Annotated in this window: 14 protein-coding genes and 1 pseudogene; 2 read left to right on the top strand and 13 right to left on the bottom strand. The window is 63.1% G+C overall.

Annotation, left to right across the window (positions count from 1 at the left end; all coding sequences use genetic code 11):
- Positions 1-4 precede the first annotated feature (4 nt).
- Complete coding sequence (locus tag GWL_RS23450) at positions 5-724, top strand: DUF2235 domain-containing protein (protein WP_157174262.1); 720 nt, start codon at positions 5-7, stop codon at positions 722-724.
- Here the strand turns inward: GWL_RS23450 and GWL_RS16440 are convergent.
- On the bottom strand, positions 654-2,177 hold the full coding sequence (locus GWL_RS16440; protein WP_008332231.1) for a methyl-accepting chemotaxis protein: 1,524 nt from the start codon (positions 2,175-2,177) through the stop codon (positions 654-656). The two genes, GWL_RS23450 and GWL_RS16440, sit on opposite strands and share 71 nt — an antisense overlap.
- A 287-nt stretch (positions 2,178-2,464) precedes the next feature.
- Between GWL_RS16440 and GWL_RS16435 the strand changes: the two genes are divergently transcribed.
- A complete protein-coding gene (locus GWL_RS16435; protein ID WP_008332230.1) occupies positions 2,465-2,725 on the top strand; it encodes a hypothetical protein in 261 nt (86 codons plus the stop codon).
- A 21-nt stretch (positions 2,726-2,746) separates the two neighbouring features.
- On the opposite strand, the gene GWL_RS16430 is transcribed toward GWL_RS16435, so the two are convergent.
- From GWL_RS16430 to GWL_RS16375, 12 genes and pseudogenes are all read right to left on the bottom strand, one after another.
- Entirely contained in the window at positions 2,747-3,232 is a 486-nt protein-coding gene (locus tag GWL_RS16430) for a MarR family winged helix-turn-helix transcriptional regulator (RefSeq protein ID WP_008332229.1), read from the bottom strand.
- Positions 3,210-4,985, bottom strand: coding sequence for an acyl-CoA dehydrogenase (locus GWL_RS16425; protein ID WP_034351029.1), 1,776 nt, complete (start codon positions 4,983-4,985; stop codon positions 3,210-3,212). Before GWL_RS16425 ends, GWL_RS16430 begins: the two co-directional genes overlap by 23 nt.
- Positions 4,986-5,048: 63 nt before the next feature.
- Positions 5,049-5,804, bottom strand: a complete 756-nt coding sequence (locus tag GWL_RS16420; RefSeq protein ID WP_008332226.1) for an ABC transporter ATP-binding protein — start codon at positions 5,802-5,804, stop codon at positions 5,049-5,051.
- Positions 5,801-7,594 (bottom strand): ATP-binding cassette domain-containing protein, encoded by a 1,794-nt coding sequence (locus GWL_RS16415; RefSeq protein ID WP_008332225.1) that lies wholly within the window; start codon positions 7,592-7,594, stop codon positions 5,801-5,803. The genes GWL_RS16420 and GWL_RS16415 overlap by 4 nt, the downstream gene beginning before the upstream one ends.
- The gene (locus GWL_RS16410; RefSeq protein WP_008332223.1) at positions 7,591-8,631 is read right to left on the bottom strand and encodes a branched-chain amino acid ABC transporter permease; all 1,041 of its coding nucleotides are present in this window, start codon (positions 8,629-8,631) and stop codon (positions 7,591-7,593) included. Before GWL_RS16410 ends, GWL_RS16415 begins: the two co-directional genes overlap by 4 nt.
- Positions 8,632-8,720: 89 nt before the next feature.
- Positions 8,721-9,865: pseudogene (locus tag GWL_RS16405) on the bottom strand (ABC transporter substrate-binding protein).
- Positions 9,866-9,949: 84 nt separating this feature from the next.
- Complete coding sequence (locus GWL_RS16400; protein WP_008332216.1) at positions 9,950-10,369, bottom strand: thioesterase family protein; 420 nt, start codon at positions 10,367-10,369, stop codon at positions 9,950-9,952.
- A 16-nt stretch (positions 10,370-10,385) separates the two neighbouring features.
- Entirely contained in the window at positions 10,386-11,150 is a 765-nt protein-coding gene (locus GWL_RS16395; RefSeq protein ID WP_008332214.1) for an SDR family NAD(P)-dependent oxidoreductase, read from the bottom strand.
- A 27-nt stretch (positions 11,151-11,177) separates the two neighbouring features.
- The gene (locus GWL_RS16390; RefSeq protein WP_008332213.1) at positions 11,178-12,431 is read right to left on the bottom strand and encodes a thiolase family protein; all 1,254 of its coding nucleotides are present in this window, start codon (positions 12,429-12,431) and stop codon (positions 11,178-11,180) included.
- Positions 12,432-12,444: 13 nt separating this feature from the next.
- Complete coding sequence (locus GWL_RS16385; protein ID WP_008332212.1) at positions 12,445-14,307, bottom strand: feruloyl-CoA synthase; 1,863 nt, start codon at positions 14,305-14,307, stop codon at positions 12,445-12,447.
- Between the two features lie 158 nt (positions 14,308-14,465).
- Positions 14,466-15,245 carry a crotonase/enoyl-CoA hydratase family protein gene (locus GWL_RS16380; RefSeq protein WP_008332210.1) on the bottom strand — a complete coding sequence of 260 codons (780 nt, stop codon included), beginning with the start codon at positions 15,243-15,245 and terminating at the stop codon, positions 14,466-14,468.
- 304 nt (positions 15,246-15,549) lie between these two features.
- Positions 15,550-16,725 (bottom strand): ABC transporter substrate-binding protein, encoded by a 1,176-nt coding sequence (locus GWL_RS16375; protein WP_008332209.1) that lies wholly within the window; start codon positions 16,723-16,725, stop codon positions 15,550-15,552.
- Between the last annotated feature and the right edge of the window lie 38 nt (positions 16,726-16,763).

Genomic DNA, 16,763 nt, shown 5'->3' with positions numbered 1-16,763 from the left:
GAGCATGAGTATGCTTTACACGGGGCGTCCGGTACCAAGCAATGGGCATCGAAAATTTTCTGCCAAGGAGGCCGCGCAGCGTGCCAAGGCGCTGGCTTGTCTGCGGTCTCGGGGAAGTACTGAATGCAAGGGGCAGATCTTCGTCGGCATGTTCTTTGATGGAACCGGCAACAATGACAAGTGGGTAGAGGAAAAACAGACGGCGACACAGCGGCAGCGGAACAAGCATAGCAATGTCGCGCGACTATACGATGCCTATCTCGATGAGCCAAAAAACGGATTCTTTAAATCCTACATGCAGGGTGTGGGAACACCCTTTGCAGAGATTGGTGACAACAGCAAATTGGGAACCGACATCGGCGGAAATGCGTTTGGCTTCATGGGAGCGGATCGCATCAACTGGGGCATCACCTTTTTGCTCGATGCCGTCTACACTTATCTGACAGGAGCGGGTCTTTTTGGTGACCTCCTGCAACGACGCCAACTCGTCAACTTCATGAGTTCTTCCATGCTGGCGGGTGGCAACGCCTATGCAGCAACGGCGGACATGAAAGTCGGACAGTGGAATGTGCCCGGCTATCTGCTGAACGCGCCGGAGCAGATGCGCCGCGCCAGATTGCCCAGCGTTAGTTGCACGGCGCATCGTTCTCTCTTCAAGCCATCTTCCCCACCCCCAGCCGAAACACGCTCACCGACTCCGCCAGCCTGCGCGCCTGTTCCTTGAGCGCCTCCGTGGCTGCCGCTGCTTCTTCCACCAGCGCCGCATTCTGCTGCGTCACCGTATCCATCTGTGCAATGGCCTGATTGACCTGTTCGATGCCGGCTTCCTGTTCGCCGCTGGCGGCGGAAATCTCGCTCATGATCTGCGTCACACTGCGCACGCTCACCACCAGTTCCTCGATGGTCGCACCCGCATTCCTGACCAGTTGACTGCCCGCTTCCACCTTCTGCACCGAGTTGCCGATCAGGTCCTTGATCTCCTTGGCCGCGGTCGCCGAACGCTGTGCCAGGCTGCGTACTTCCGAGGCAACCACCGCAAAGCCGCGCCCCTGCTCGCCCGCCCGGGCCGCCTCCACCGCCGCATTGAGGGCAAGGATATTGGTCTGGAACGCGATACCATCGATCACGCTGATGATCTCGGCAATCTCACGGGCCGAGCCCTGGATCTCGTCCATGGTGCTCACCACATCCGACACCACCAGCCCGCTGCGCGAAGCGACTTCAGACACCGATCCCGCCATCGCATTGGCCTGGCGCGCATGATCGGCATTGCGGCGCACGGTGGAGGTGATCTGTTCCATGGCCGCAGCTGTTTCTTCCAGCGAGCTGGCCTGCTGTTCCGTGCGGGCCGACAGATCCAGATTGCCCCCGGCGATCTGGGTAGAGGCCGTGACGATGGTATCGCTGCCGATGCGCACGCCACCCACTACTCGTTGCAGGCTGCCGTTCATGTCCTTGAGGGCCTGCAACAGTTCACCGGTCTCATCCTTGCGCGTAACCTCGATGCGGCTGCCCAGGTCGCCTGCGGCAACCGTCTTGGCGATGGTCACCGCCTCGCCAATGGGCCGTGTGATGGAACGCGTGGCCAAGGTGGCCAGCAGCGCCGCCAGCACCACCACCATTGCACCTACCCCCAGCTCGATGGATTGACCGTCGTGGATGGCACCGGAGATTTCTTCGCCGGTATTGTTGGCGTTTTCCCGCGCAATTGCCAACAAGCCTGCAAAGCCCGCCCCCAGTGCCTTGTCCGCGCCACTGATGGCGGCATCGACTTCGGCTACCGACGCGCCGGACGCTTTCATGGCCTGGGCCTTGGCCAGTGCTTCGCGGTACTGGCGTTCTCCGGCGCCAATCTTCTCCAGCAGCTCCTCTTCCTTGGGCTGCGCAATCCCCAGCTTGCGATACTCCCCGGTCAGACGCGCAATGTCATCCATATCGGCCAGGAAGCGCTTGTCATAGTCCTTGCCGCGTATTACATAGTCCTTGAAGTTGTGCACGCCATCACCCACCTTGATGTAGCCTTGGGTAGCGTAAGCCTGCTTGCCGAGTACGGTGCTGTAAAAACCGGTCCACTGACGCCCGATCCGGGTCAGTGTCACGATGGACGCTGCAATGAGCACGCACGCCAGCAGCGTGACGAGCAGGAAGGAGCCGCCAAGACGGGTACCGATTTTCATGCCTGTTCCCTGAAAATTATTTATAAGATTTAGCGATTCTGACGCCTGCTGACCCTGACGCAAAGCCAATGAAGGCAGGTAAAAGCCTTGCAACTCATCATTTGTCATACCAGCTGCCAGCAAAGGGAGAAGATGCCTGGCGGCATTCTTTCTGGAGCCGCAACAGAGCATTACCGGATCACAGGTTTTTCCTGAAGAAAGGAAATAATAAGATTCTTCCATGGGAATGAAGCACTCATAAGCGATACGCACCGTGCAGCATCCGCTTGCATTCCAGGGAGCAGAACATGAACAAGATCACACGCCAACTCGTCCTCGCCGCCACGCTTTCGGTGGCCAGCATCGCAGTGCAGGCAGCCTATGCAGCCGAACCGGTCAAGGCCGGGCCCACCTCGACCACCAGCATCCCGGCGCAACAAACGCGTACTGCGGCTGCCGATCAGCAACCACAGCAAGGACTGACCCGCGCACAGGTCATCGAAGACTTCAAGCAATACCAGCGCGCGCACGCCAACCCCAGCTATGCCGAGCTGGTCTTCCTGCGTTGAGAATGGGATGAAAAAGGCCGCTTATTGCGGCAGGAACATCTTCTGCAGCAAGCCGATGAGCTGGGCGCGCTCGGCATCGGACAACATCTCGGTGGCCTTGAGTTCCAGTTCGATGGCGGTCTGCTCGGCCTTGCTACACATGCGCATGCCCGCCGGCGTCAATGCCAGTACCTGTGAACGGCGATCCTGAGGATTGCGCTGGCGCAGCACCAGCCCGCGCTGCTCCAGCTTGTCCAGCAAGGTCGCCAGATTGGGCGGGGAGACGTTGATGGCCTTGGAGAGGCGCTTCTGGTTGATGTCGGGATTGGCCTTCAAGAGGCTGAGCACCGTGAAATCCACTGGCCGCAATGCGAACTTGGCCATCCGTTTTTCGAATAACGGCATGATGGTGATGTAGGCACGGCGGCAGTTGTAGCCGACCAGGCTCAACAGCAGTTGCTGGTCCAGCGGCGCGCTTGGCGCTGCATCTTCGTCGGAATCGAAATCAGCCGGCTTCTTGGGCAGCATGGTGGTCCAGGTCGGTGGGAAGAGGCGGCAGCCCGGTCGCCAGGCAGCCTTCGATCACGCTGGACAACTGGTGGACTTCCGCAAACACAAAGGCGAAATGATAGCACGCGGCATCCCGCTTGCCGCCGTACCAGGCCGGGTCCGACGCCATGGCCGATATCGCCCGTCGCCCGGCGCGCAGCCACATCCAGCCCAGTGCCACATGGCCGGTCAGGCGCAGCATTTCATCGGCCACGTAATAGGGCAGGGAAGGCGATTGCACTGCCGCCGAGGCGATACGGGTAGCGAATCCTGTTAATTTATCCACAGCGCTTGCGAGCAATCCGGCCTGATCACCCAGCACCTTGCCATCGTCGATGTCCGCGCGCACCAGCGTGAGGAAATCATCCAGCCGTCGGCCCTCATCACCCAGCACCTTGCGCATCAGGAAATCGATCGCCTGGATCTCGTTGGTCCCCTCATAGATCATGGTGATGCGGGCATCGCGCATGAACTGTTCGATGCCGGTCTCCACCACATAACCATGTCCCCCGAAGACCTGCAGCGCGCGACTGGTGCACTGGAATCCCTGATCGGTGAGAAAAGCCTTGATGACCGGCGTGATGAATTCCAGTCGCTCGTGATGACGACGACGCTGCACCGCATCGGAGTCATGTGCGGCCAGATCCAGCAGCAGCCCGGCCCAGCAGGTCAGCATGCGCGCGCCTTCGATGCGGCAGCGCTGCTCCATCAGCAGCTTCTGCACGGCGGGATGGCGCACGATCAGATCATTGCCGGAAGAACCCGGCGTACGCGACTGGCGACGCTCGCGCGCATAGGCGCTGGCGCGCTGCCAGGCTGCCTCGGCCAGACCCAGCCCTTGTGCGCCCACATGCAGGCGCGCCGCATTCATCATCACGAACATCGCAGCCAGCCCGCGTCCGGGCTCACCGACCAGCCATGCCTGCGCCTGCTCGAAGCGCAGGCTGCAGGTGGCGCTACCGTGAATACCCATCTTGTGTTCGATGCCGGTACAGTGCACGCCGTTGCGCCGGCCATCGTCCAGCACACGCGGTGCCAGCAACAGCGACAGGCCCTTGCTGCCTGGCAGCGCATCCGGCAATCGGGCCAGTACCAGATGCAAGATGTTGGGCGTCAGGTCGTGTTCGCCTCCCGAGATGAAAATCTTGTCGCCGGTGAGGCGATAGCTGCCATCTTCTTGCGGCACGGCACGTGTGCGCAATTGGCCCAGGTCGCTGCCAGCCTGGGCTTCGGTCAGGCACATGGTGGCCAGCCATTCGCCGCTGGCGATCTTCTCCAGATAGCGTGCCTGCAACGCAGGCGAGCCATGCGCCGCCAGGCAGGCATAGGCCCCATGCAGCAAGCCGGGATACATGGTCCAGCCATGATTGGCTGCGCTCAGCATTTCATGGAGGGCGCAATCCAGCACATGCGGCAAGCCCTGGCCGCCATGTTCCGGAGCACAGGCCAGGGCCGGCCAGCCACCCGCGCAGAATTGCGCATAGGCGCGCTCGAATCCGGGCGGTGTGGTCACCGCTCCATTCTCGAAACGGCAACCCTCCCGATCGCCAATACCGTTCAAGGGAGCCACCACATTGGCGGCAAAGCGTCCGGCTTCTTCCAGTACCTGCATCATCAGTTCGCCATCGAATTCGGCGTGGGCCGGCAGGGCGCGCAAGAGCTGCGGAGCCTGCAGCACTTCATCAAGGACGAAGGCGAAGTCGCGCAGGGGTGGGGCATAGCTCATCGTCATTCCTTTCGTCGCGCTTCTTTCTTATGTTGTTTTTGCATACTGTGGTGCAGAAAACGCCAGGTCTCAGGAGGCTGTCGCCACCTCGGTTTCCGCCTTCTTGCCAAATCCCAGGTAGGCCTGGATCACTTGCGGATCTCCCGCCAGTTTCGCGGACTCGCCCTGCATGGTGACCTTGCCCAGTTCCAGCACATAGCCATAGTCGGCCGTCTGCAAGGCCGCGCGCGCATTCTGTTCCACCAGCAGTACCGAGATGCCGGCCGTGCGCAGTTCGGAAACGATATGCAGAATCTCCTTGACGATGCGCGGTGCCAGGCCGAGGCTGGGTTCATCCAGCATCAGCAGTGCCGGCTTGGCCATCATGGCGCGTCCGATGGCCAGCATCTGGCGCTCACCGCCCGAGAGCGTACCGGCCTGCTGGGTGCGGCGTTCCTTCAGTCGCGGGAACAGGTCGAAGACAGTGGCCAGCTGATCCAGCGGTTGAGCCTGTCGCAAGCGTACGCGGCGAAAGCCGCCCAGCAGCAGGTTGTCTTCCACGCTCATGGTGGAAAACAGTTCACGTCGCTCCGGCACCAGGGCGATACCGGCCATCACGCGTTGCTCCAGGCTCCAGCGTTGCACGGCCTGGCCCTGGTAATGCACCGCGCCTTGCGCGGGCATCACGCCCATGATGGCGTTGAGCAAGGTGGACTTGCCCGCACCATTGGGCCCGATCACGGTGGCAATGCTGCCGCGCTCCAGCCTGAGGTTGATGTCATGCAGGGCCTGCACCTTGCCATAGCTTGCGCGCAATTGCGCGACGTCGAGGACCAGTTCGCTCATTCGATTCCACCCAGGTAGGCTTCGATCACGGCGGGATGCCTTTGTATCTCTTGCGGTGTGCCTTCGGCGATCTTGGCGCCGAATTCCATCACCACGATGTGGTCGGTCAGTTCCATGACGAACTCCATGTCATGTTCCACCAGCAGGATGCTCATGCCGTCGGCGCGCAGTTCCTGCAACACCCGGGAAAGCGCCTGCTTTTCCAGATGGCGCAGGCCCGCCGCCGGTTCATCGAGCAATAGCAGCAGCGGATCGCAGCACAGGGCGCGCGCGATCTCCAGGATGCGTTGCTGCCCCAGCGCCAGATTGCCGGCCTGCTCGTGCATCAGATGCTGCAGGCCGACGCGATGCAGGGCGCGTGCGGCTTCGTCCAGCAGGGCCTTTTCCTCGGCGCGTTCCAGATGCAGCATGGCGTTGATCGTATTGCGCAGGAAGCCTTGCTGGCTGCGCATGTGTGCGCCCAGGGCAACGTTCTCCAGTACCGTCATGCCCGGCAACAGTCGTACGTGCTGGAAGGTACGGGCGATGCCGAGCCTGGCGATGGCGCGCGCGGGCTGTCCGGCGATGTCGCGGCCATTGAAGCTGACACGACCACCGCTGGCATGCAGCAGACCCGTGACCAGATTGAAGGTCGTGGACTTGCCTGCACCGTTGGGACCGATCAGGCCGACGATTTCGCCCGCCTTGACCTTGAAGGACACATCATTGACCGCCACCAGTCCGCCAAAGCGCTTGTTGATCTGGTCTACCTCCAGCAGCGGCGCTCCGCGCGCCGGACCGTTGCGCTTGTCCAGCGGGGCGGCGGCGGCCACGCGCAGCGCCAGGGGGGCGGGCGGGAAGGCGCGCAGCCACAGCGCGCGCACCCAGGGCCACAGGCCGCCGCGTGCATACTTCAGCAAAAGGATCAGGATCAGGCCGAAGACGATGCTCTCGTAACTGCCACCATCACCCAGCAGTGCCGGCAGCAGCACCTGCAACTGGTCCGACAGCAGCTTGAGTACCCCGGCACCCAGCAGCGCTCCCCAGATATGGGCGATGCCGCCGACCACCACGATGAACAGATACTCGATACCCATGGCCAGGCTGAAGGGAGACGGATTGACGGTACGCTGCATGTGCGCGAACAGCCACCCCGACACAGCAGCCAGCAGCGCGGCAAAGACGAAGATGAGGATCTTGTAGCGTCCCGTATCCACCCCCATGGCCTCGGCCATCGAGCGGCCCCCCTTGAGGGCGCGGATGGCGCGGCCCGCGCGTGAATCCAGCAGGTTCAGCGAGACCCAGGCCGCCGCCAGCACGATGGCCCAGATCAGGTAGTACATGTGCCGATCCTTGGACAGGTCCAGCCCCGCCAGTTGCAGCGGGGGGATGCCGGAGATGCCGTCATACTTGCCCAGAAAATCCACCTTGCCGAACAGGAAGTACAGGCTGATCCCCCAGGCGATGGTGGCCAGCGGCAGGTAGTGACCGGACATGCGCAGCGTGATGCGCCCCAGCACATAGGCCGATACGCCGGTGATGAACAGACCCACCGGCAGTGTCAGCCAGGGTGAGATCCCGTGCGCCGTGGTCAGATAGGACGTGGTGTAGGCACCCATGCCGACGAAGGCTGCCTGGCCGAAGGAAGTCATGCCGCCGATACCGGTCAGCAGTACCAGGCCGATGGCCACCAGCGCGTACAGTCCGATGTAGTTGGCCTGGATCACCCAGAACTGCGGCGTGGGCAGGATGGGGAACAGCGCCAGTGCCACCAGCAGGGCGTAGAGAGGGAGTCGTTTGTTCATGCTCATTCCTCGTCCTCGTCATGCGCGGGCGTGACCAGCGAGCGCCACAGCAGGATGGGTAGCAGCGCCAGGAACACGATGACCTCCTTGAAATCACTGGCCCAGAAGGAACTGAAGGATTCCAGCAAGCCCACCAGCAGCGCGCCGCCTGCCGCCGCCGGGAAACTCGCCAGTGCACCGATGGTGGCGGCGACGAAGCCCTTCAGGCCGATCAGGAAACCCGAGTCGTAAAAAATGGTGCTCATCGGACCGATCAGCACACCCGACAGCGCACCGATAAACGCTGCCACGGCAAAGGACAATTTGCCGGCCAGCGTCGTGGAGATTCCCATGAGCCGCGCGCCCAGGCGGTTCACCGCCGTGGCACGCAGGGCCTTGCCATACAGCGTGTATCCGGAGAACAGCCACAGCGCCACCAGCAAGGCCGCCGCAGCCGCCACGACCACCACGGTCTGGGCGTTGAGGGTGAGCGCAGCGAGGTCCCAGCGTTCATCCCAGAAGGCCGGGGTGCGGAAGCCCTCGGCGCCGAAGAACACCAGCCCCAGCCCGGTCATGGCCAGGTGGATGCCGACCGAGACGATCAGCAGTTGCAGCACGCTGGCATCGGCCATCGATTCATAGACCACCTGGTACATCAGCGGTCCGAGTGCGGTAATGAGCAGCAATGTCAGCAGGACCTGCACCGGTAGTGAGAACTGATGGGGCGCTGCCCACCACACCAGGGCGGCAACGGCCAGCGGCACACCCAGGGTGCCGAGCAAGGCGCGCGGCAACAGGGCAAGCTGGCCGGCACGCAGCAATGCCGCGCTCTGCATGGCGGCCGCGCAGACGGCCAGCACCAGCAGCAGCCACAGCGGGCCGGGACGCTGGCCCTGTTGCAGCATGGCCAGGGTGAGCGCGCCATAGGCGACGAATTCCCCCTGCGGAATGAAGAGGATGCGGGTGACCGTGAAGACCAGCACCAGTGCAATGGCGATCAAGCCATAGACGATGCCGTTGGTCAGGCCATCCAGGGTGAGGATGGCGGCAATGGAGGAGTCCATGTATCGGATGTGGAGCGAAAGACATCAGGCAGGAAGGTGACGGCGCAAGCTGGAGTCCTTGCGCCGCCGCGACGGCAGGGCAGTGCGGATTACGGATTGACCGCCTTCCAGTTGCCGTTCTGGATGGTCAGCATGATGCGCGCATCATCCCCCAGGCCGAAGTGATCCTTGGGCGAATAGTTCAGCGTACCCTGCGAGATCTGAATCGGCCCGGCCGTCTCCAGCGCTTCCTTCAAGGCGGCGCGGAAGGCAGGGGTGCCGGGTTTGGCCTTCTTCAACGCCATCGGCACGACCTTCTGCAACACCAGCTGCGCATCATAGGTATGGGCCGCGAAGAGGTTGCGGGTACCGGCGCCGAACTGCTTCTCGTAGCGCGTGACGAAATCCATCGCCAGCTTCTTGGAGGGATTGCTGTCCGGCAGCGCCTCGGGCACCACGGCCGGCCCGGAGATGACGTAGGAACCTTCGACATCCTTGCCGCCCAGTCGGATCAGGTCGCGCGAGGCGGCGCTATGGGTCTGGAAGATCTTGCCCTTGTAGCCGCGCTCGATCAGGGCCTTGTGCGGCATGGCCGCGCCGCTGCCGGAGGCTACCACCAGCACCGCATCCGGATGGGAGCTGACCACCCGCAGGGCTTGTGCGGTCACGCTGGTGTCGGCGCGCGAGAAGCGCTCCACCGTGCCCATCTTCATGCCGGCGGCAGTGGCCAGACGCTGCATTTCCTTGAGCCAGTTTTCACCATAGGAATCCGAGTAGCCCAGGAAGCCGATGGTCTTGACGCCCATTTTCTTCATCTGCTCCACCACGCCCCGGCCATGACAGCCGTGGATTGCGGCAGGCGGAAGGTCCAGGCGTCTTTTCCTTCAGCAGTCTCGATAGGCGAGATGGCCAGCTGCACCGTCTGCGATTCCAGCGCCACGTCGGCTACCGCCAGCGTGGGCGGCACGGCCGCCGAGCCGATCAGCAGGTCGACCTTGTCCTCGGCCACCAGGCGGCGCGCATTCTTGCTGGCTTGGGTCGGATCGGTGGCGTCGTCGAGGATGATCATCTTGACCTTCTCGCCGCCGATGGTCTCTGGCCACAGCGCAAAGCCGTTCTTGGCCGGGATGCCCAGACCCGAGCCGGGACCGGTCAGCGACATCACCACGCCAATGGTCAGTTCGGCATGGGCCAGCCCTGCACAGGCCAGCATTGCTGCCAGTACGCCTGTCTTGATTGCCAGTTTCGTGTTCATTTCCGTCTCCTTTGTATTTTTGGTTCGAATGCTCGATGTGGGCGGATGCGGCTTGTTACCGCGTCTCGCTTGCTGCCGTATTGCCTAACTGCACATCTCCCTGATATCTGCCGGAATGGGAATGGCCTTGATGCGCGTCGGATCGTCCGGATGGCGAGTGGCGAAGACGCGCACGTCGCGTCCTTCGCACAGCAGTTCGCCATCGCGTCTGATCTCGTGCTTCATCACGAAGGTCTTGTCATTCCATTCGACGATGGTGGAATGCACTTCGATGCGGTCGCCATAGGTGGCCGGGCGCACGAAGCGCGAACTGATGTCCACCACGGGCGTACCGATGATGCCGCGCGTCTTCTCGGTATCACGCCAGGGGGGCAGGCCGCATTCGTGAAAGAAGTTGCGCGAAGCCGCGTCATACCAGCGGAAGAAGTTGGGGAAATAGACGATGCCGGCCGGATCGCAGTCACCGAATTCCACGCGCACCGGATGAATGATGGTCTTGCTCATGGATGCTCCTCGATGCTCAACGCGGCGCCAGGCGCAGCGCGCCATCGAGCCGGATCACTTCGCCGTTGAGCGAAAGATTGGTGACGATATGCAGGGCCAGCTGCGCATATTCCTCCGCCTTGCCCAGACGCTTGGGGAAGGGGATGGACGAGGCCAGCGACTGCTGTACCTCTTCCGGCAGCTTGTAGAGCAGGGGCGTGAGGAACAGGCCGGGCGCGATGGTCACCACGCGGATGCCGTGTTGCGCCAGATCACGCGCCAGTGGCAGGGTCATGGCGGTGATGCCGCCCTTGGAGGCGGCGTAACCCGCTTGTCCAACCTGACCGTCGAAGGCGGCTACCGAGGCGGTCGCAACGATCACGCCGCGCTCGCCCTCGGCCAGTGCTTCAGCCGCCGCCATGCGGGCAGCGGCCAGACGGATCACGTTGAAGGTGCCGATCAGGTTGACGTTGACGATGCGGCTGAAGTCTTCCAGCGGCATCGGGCTGCCATCCTTGCCGACCATGCGTTTGGCGCCACCGATGCCGGCGCAGTTGATGAGGATGCGCGCTGCCCCGTTGGCCTCTTGCGCGGCATCGAGGGCCGCTTCCACCGAGGCGCTGTCGGTGATGTCGCAGCGTACCGCGTGGCAACGCAGTTCATCGGCCAGGGCCCGGGCCGCATCCATGTTGACGTCCAGGATGCAGACGCGGGCGCCGGCCTGCACCAGTTGGCGCACGGTCTCGGCACCGAGTCCTGAAGCTCCGCCCGTCACCAGGGCGGCTTGTCCTTGCAGCTGCATGAAGAATGTCCTTCTCGAATGAATGGTTCAGTGGGAGGCCGACGGGTTTTCCAGCAGCAGGGCAATACCCTGGCCGCCGCCGATGCAGGCCGAGGCCACGCAGTAGCGCGCGCCGCGGCGATTCATCTCGCGTGCCGCCGTGATCGACAGGCGTACCCCGGTCGCCGCCAGAGGATGGCCCAGGGCGATGGCGCCGCCGTTGACGTTGAGGCGCTCGCGGTCGATCCCCAGCTCACGTTCCACCGCCACGATCTGCGCGCCTTGCGCCTCGTTGATCTCGAAGCAGCCGATGTCGGCCACCGTCAGCCCGTTGCGTTCCAGCAGGGTGCGGATGGCCGGCACCGGGCCGATGCCCATGATCTCCGGTGGCACGCCCGCGACAGCGGCAGCGAGCACGCGCGCCAGCGGCGCCTTGTCGTGGCGCCGGACGTAATCGCCCGAGGCCACGATGGTGGCCGCTGCCGCATCGACCAGTGCCGAGCTGTTGCCGCCGGTCTGTACGCCATCCGGATAGAGCGTGCGCAGCTTGGCCAGCACTTCCACCGGCGAGGGGCGTGGATGCGTATCGGCCGCTGCTTCGCTGACTTTGCCCTGCAGCTTGATGTGACGGTCGTTGTAGCCATCCAGGCGGAAGGTCTCGTTGACCACCGGCACGATCTCGCCCGCGTGGAAACCGGCGGCCTGCGCCTTGAGGGCGCGTTCGAAGGAATACGCGGCGTATTCATCGACCTCGGCGCGGGTGATGCCATACATCTTCGCCAGGTTTTCGGCGGTCTGGGGCATGGTGATGCCGGGGGCCGGATCCACCAGCGCTTCCCACATGTAGTCCTGGAATTCCACCGGCGCGCCCAACCTGAAGCCGCTGCGATGGCCGAAGGCCGCAATGGGATTGCGCGTCATCGATTCGCTGCCCACGATCAGCGCAGTCTCGGTATAGCCGCGTTCGATCTGGTCCCCGGCCTGGCGGATCAGTTCAAAACCGGTGCCGCAGATGCGCTGGACCATGATGGCCGGCGTCGTCACCGGCACCCCTGCATACAGGCCGATGTGACGTGGCAGCATGTACTGGTAGGCGTCACCGGGCGCCATGTTGCCGGCTACGACCGAGCCGATGTCGGTGGCGGCGATGCCGGTGCGGGCCAGTACCTCGCGCGCCACCTTGATGCCCATGTCGGTGGGCGAGAGCTGGCTGAAACTGGTGCAGTAATCCACCATGGGCGTACGCACGCCGCCGACGAGCCAGATGTCCTTGAAGCTGGAATAGAACGCTGCTTGTGCCATGTCTGTTGCTTTCTCAGTGAGCGGGGGAGAGCGCGGCCTGTGCGCTCAGCACGGCCGGATCGGTGCCGGCGTAGAGTGCCTCCACCAGCGCGGCGCGATGGGTCAGTACCGCGCGTTGGTTGATGGAACCCTTGTCGGTGATTTCGCCACGATCAAACGAGGGCGGATCGATCAGCACCAGCGCCCGGGTGACCCGGTTGGAGCTGCCGGTCGCATGGGTTTGCAAGCGATCCAGCATGCCCTGGAAGAAGGCGCGTACCGGCGCCGCATTGAGCACCTCAGCGCGCGAGGCCTCTGCCGGCAGATGCGCCAGCTGGCGGCAGCGTTCGATGTTGGGGACGATGAGCATGCCCACTTCGCTGCGGTCCTGACCGGTGATGACGGCATCCTGCAGGTAGGGGGCGCCTTCATGTGCGATCAGAGCGCGCAGCGGGCCCACGCTGACCCAGGTGCCGGTATAGAGCTTGAAGTCTTCGGCCACCCGGCCATCGAACATGAAGCCGCGATCCGGATGGGCCGGGTCCAGCCAGCGCACCGCATCGCCCGAGCGGAAGTAAGCCTCTTCATCGAAGGCTTCGGCGGTTTGCTCCGGGGCGCGCCAGTAACCGGGCGTCACGTTGGGGCCGCGATAGCGGATCTCGATCTTGTCGCCATTGGGGACCAGCTTGATTTCCATGCCCGGAGTGGGGATGCCGATCTGTCCGGCCTGCACTTCCAGGTCCGCCACGAAGAGTGCGGACGGGGAGGTCTCGGTCATGCCCAGGCCGCAGCACATCACGATGCGTTCGCCGCAGGTGGCTTCTGCCGTGGCGTGCAGCTTGTCCCACACGGGTTGTGCCAGCGCGGCACCGGCGTAGAACTGCATGCGCAGGCGACTGTAGAATTTTTCGCGCAGGACCTGGTCCTTCTCCAGCGCGTGGGCGATGCCTTCCCAACCGACCGGCACGTTGAAATACACGGTCGGAGAGATTTCATGCAGGTTGGCCAGGGTGGTGGCCAGGCCCTGCGGCGTAGGCTTGCCTTCGTCGATGTACATGGTGCCGCCGTTGTAGAGCACGATGCCTACGTTGTGATTGGCGCCGAAGGTGTGGTTCCAGGGCAGCCAGTCGATCAGGATGGGCGGCTCTTCGGCCAGGAAGGGGAAGGTCTGTACGATCATCTGCAGGTTGCTGCACATCATGCGCTGGGTATTGATGACCGCCTTGGGCATCTTGGTCGAGCCCGAGGTGAAGAGGAACTTGACGATGGTGTCCGGACCGGTGGCGGCATAGGCGCGCTCGACCTCATCACCGGCACGGGTGGCTTCCAGTTCCGCATACAGCGTGCATTGGCGACCGGCAGGCGGCGCCTCGGTCACCACGAATTCGATATCGGGGGCCACCGCATTGACGGCGGCGGCGAACTTCTCGCCATGTGATGCGAAGATCAGGCCGGGGGTGAGCAACTGCACCGCATGGCGCAGCTTGGCGTAATCCCTGGACAGCAGCGAATAGGCCGAAGACACCGGCGCATAGGGGACGCCCGCATAGTGGCAACCCAGCACCAGCATGGCGTGTTCGAGGTCGTTTTCGGACAGGATCAGCAGCGGCCGTTCGGCCGACAGGCCGCGTTGCAGCAGTGCCTGGCCGATACGTCGTGCGCTTTGCAGCGCCTGCCCGTAACTGATGCGGCGCCATTGGCCATCTTTGTCGCGGCGTGCCATGTAGGTGCGGTCCGGATCGACCGTGGCCCAGTGGATCAGTCTGTCGGTCAGACGCGCCGGATAGGCTTCCAGCGGCTGACGGGTCTTGACCAGGGCGATGCCGTTGGCGCCCGGCACGACGTCAACGCCGCCGATGCCGAACCTGAAGCTGCGATAGCGAGGTGGAGTGTTCATACATGTCTCTGTTGTGTCACCCGTGCGGTCATGGCCGGGCGGGTGTGTTGTTGTGGTCGTGCGCTGTATTACTGACTTGCTGGCCGCTGGTGTGGCTCTATGCGGGCACTGGTTTGCCGTTGTTACCGCCGGTCGTGCTGCGGATCGTGCTGCGGGTATCAGGTCGGCTTGACCTTGTTCTGCTTGTGATCGAGAAAGGCCGCCAGACGTCCCTTGGTATCGGGATCGCTGCCAGCGACGGCGGCCATGAGCGACTCCGTCATCAGGCCGTCCTGGATGGACTGATCATGGATGCGCGGCAGCACGTGCATGATCCCGTAGTTGGTCATCGGTGCATTGCGGGCGATGCGTTCGGCCAGCTCACGCGCCTTGTCCAGTCCGGCGCCGGCGGCCACGCTGTATTGCGAGATACCGGCCTGGTGGCCCTCCTCGGCGGTCAGCACGCGGCCGGTGAGCATCATGTCGGCCATGCGCGCCACGCCGATCAGGCGCGAGATGCGCACCGAGCCGCCACCACCGACGAACAGACCACGCTGTCCTTCCGGCAGACCGTAGAAGGCGCTCGGTTCGGCCACGCGGATGTGCGCCGCCGATGCCAGTTCCAGTCCGCCACCAATGACCGCGCCATGCAGCACCGCGATCACGGGGACCCGGCCAAAGGCGATCTGCTCGAAGGCCGCATGCCACATGCGCGAGTGATGCAGGGATTCGGTGGTGTCGCGTTCGCGCAGTTCGGACAGGTCCAGGCCGGCGCAGAAGTGTTCACCGATGCCGTGGATGATGGCCACCTTCACGCCCTCCGGCAGATCCTGGAAACAGTCGCGGATGGCACGCACCAGCGGATCGTTGAGGGCGTTGCGTTTGGCGGCGCGGTTGAGCGCGATCTCGGCGATGGCGCCGTGAACTTGGATGTCGAGGAGGTCGCTGTGCTGGTTCATGCTGTCTCTGGTCATGCCGTGGTCGGCGTTTGAATTAGTTATAAGTTATAACGTTTATTCAGTATAAGTAAAGTGGAGGTAAACGCAAGTCCCATCAGCGTGTCGCCTTGTGCGAACAACGTAAAAGCGGGCGATTAACGAACGAAAAATGAAGGCATCATGCGGCATGGAATTGCTGCGCCGCGTCGCAATCATGAGGTGCTCATGACCGGGATGCCGCCAGGCAGCGTGCTTGCTGGAGGGGCAAAGAAAAACGCCGGTGTGCACTGCATCACCGGCGTTTCCTCGAAGCACGGACAGGCGTTTATTTGCCGGTGTCCTTCATGTTCTCGAACTTGTCGAATTCGACGTTGTAGAGTTCGTTGCCGACTTTCTCGACCTTGCGCACGTAGACGGTCTGCACGATATCGCGCGTGGCCGGATCGATGGCGATGGGGCCGCGCGGGCTGGTGAACTTCATGGTCTTGAGGATGGCCATGGCACGGTCGCCGTCGATCTTGCCGTTGAGTTTCCTGCTGACCTCGTAGATGGCGTTCATGCCGTCATAGGCGGCCACGGCCATGAAGTTGGGGCGGCCCGCTCCGGGGTTGGCCGCCGCAAAGCTCTTGAGGAAAGCCTTGTTCTCGGGTGAATCATGTGCGGCCGAATAATGGAAGGTGGTGATCACGCCCAGGGTGCTATCGCCCATGGCGGGCAGTACGTGGTCGTCGGTCAGGTCGCCGGTGGCGATGACCTTGATGCCGGCTTCGGCCAGGCCGCGTTCACGATAGCCCTTCATGAAGGCGATGCCCTGTTCCCCGGCCGGGACGAAGATGAAGACTGCCTCCGGTTTGGCATCCTTGATGCGCTGGATGTAGGGCGCGAATTCCGGATTGCGCAGCGGCACGCGAATCGATTCGACCACCTGGCCACCGCCGCCCAGCAGATTCGTCTTGAACGCGGTCTCGGCATCGATGCCCGGCCCGTAATCGGCCACCAGCGTGACCACGCGCTTGATGCCGTTCTTCAACGCCCAGGTGGCCATGGGGCCCGAGACCTGCGGCAGGGTCATCGAAAAGCGTGTGATGTAGTTGGATTTGGTGGTGATGATGGAGGTGGCCGCGTTCATGATGATCATCGGTTTCTTGGCCTGCTCGGCAATGGGCGCCACCGCCAGGGCCTCCGGCGTGAGTCCGAATCCGGCCAGGAAGTCCACCTTGTCGCGCACCACCAGTTCCTGCGCCAGGCGCTTGGCGATCTCGGGCGAAGGGCCGGTGGTGTCCTTGATGATGATCTGGATCTTCTTGCCTGCGACCTGGTCGCCATGCTGCGCCATGTAGGCTCTGATGCCGCCTTCCATCTGCTTGCCGTAGTCGGCGAAGGGACCGGAGAAGGCGGCGATCAGTCCGACCTTGATGGTTTCCTGGGCCTGCGCCAGCGATGCCAGCGCGGTGCTGGCGGCGGCCATGACGGCCAGCATTGCAAGTTTCTTGAACCTCATTTTTTCAGTCTCCTTTGTGATTGTGATGAGTGGCGATG

The organism is Herbaspirillum sp. GW103, assembly GCF_000261365.1.
Taxonomy (GTDB): domain Bacteria; phylum Pseudomonadota; class Gammaproteobacteria; order Burkholderiales; family Burkholderiaceae_D; genus Herbaspirillum.
The sequence above is the reverse complement of the archived record's forward strand: the minus strand, read 5'-3'. Positions and strand labels throughout refer to the sequence as shown.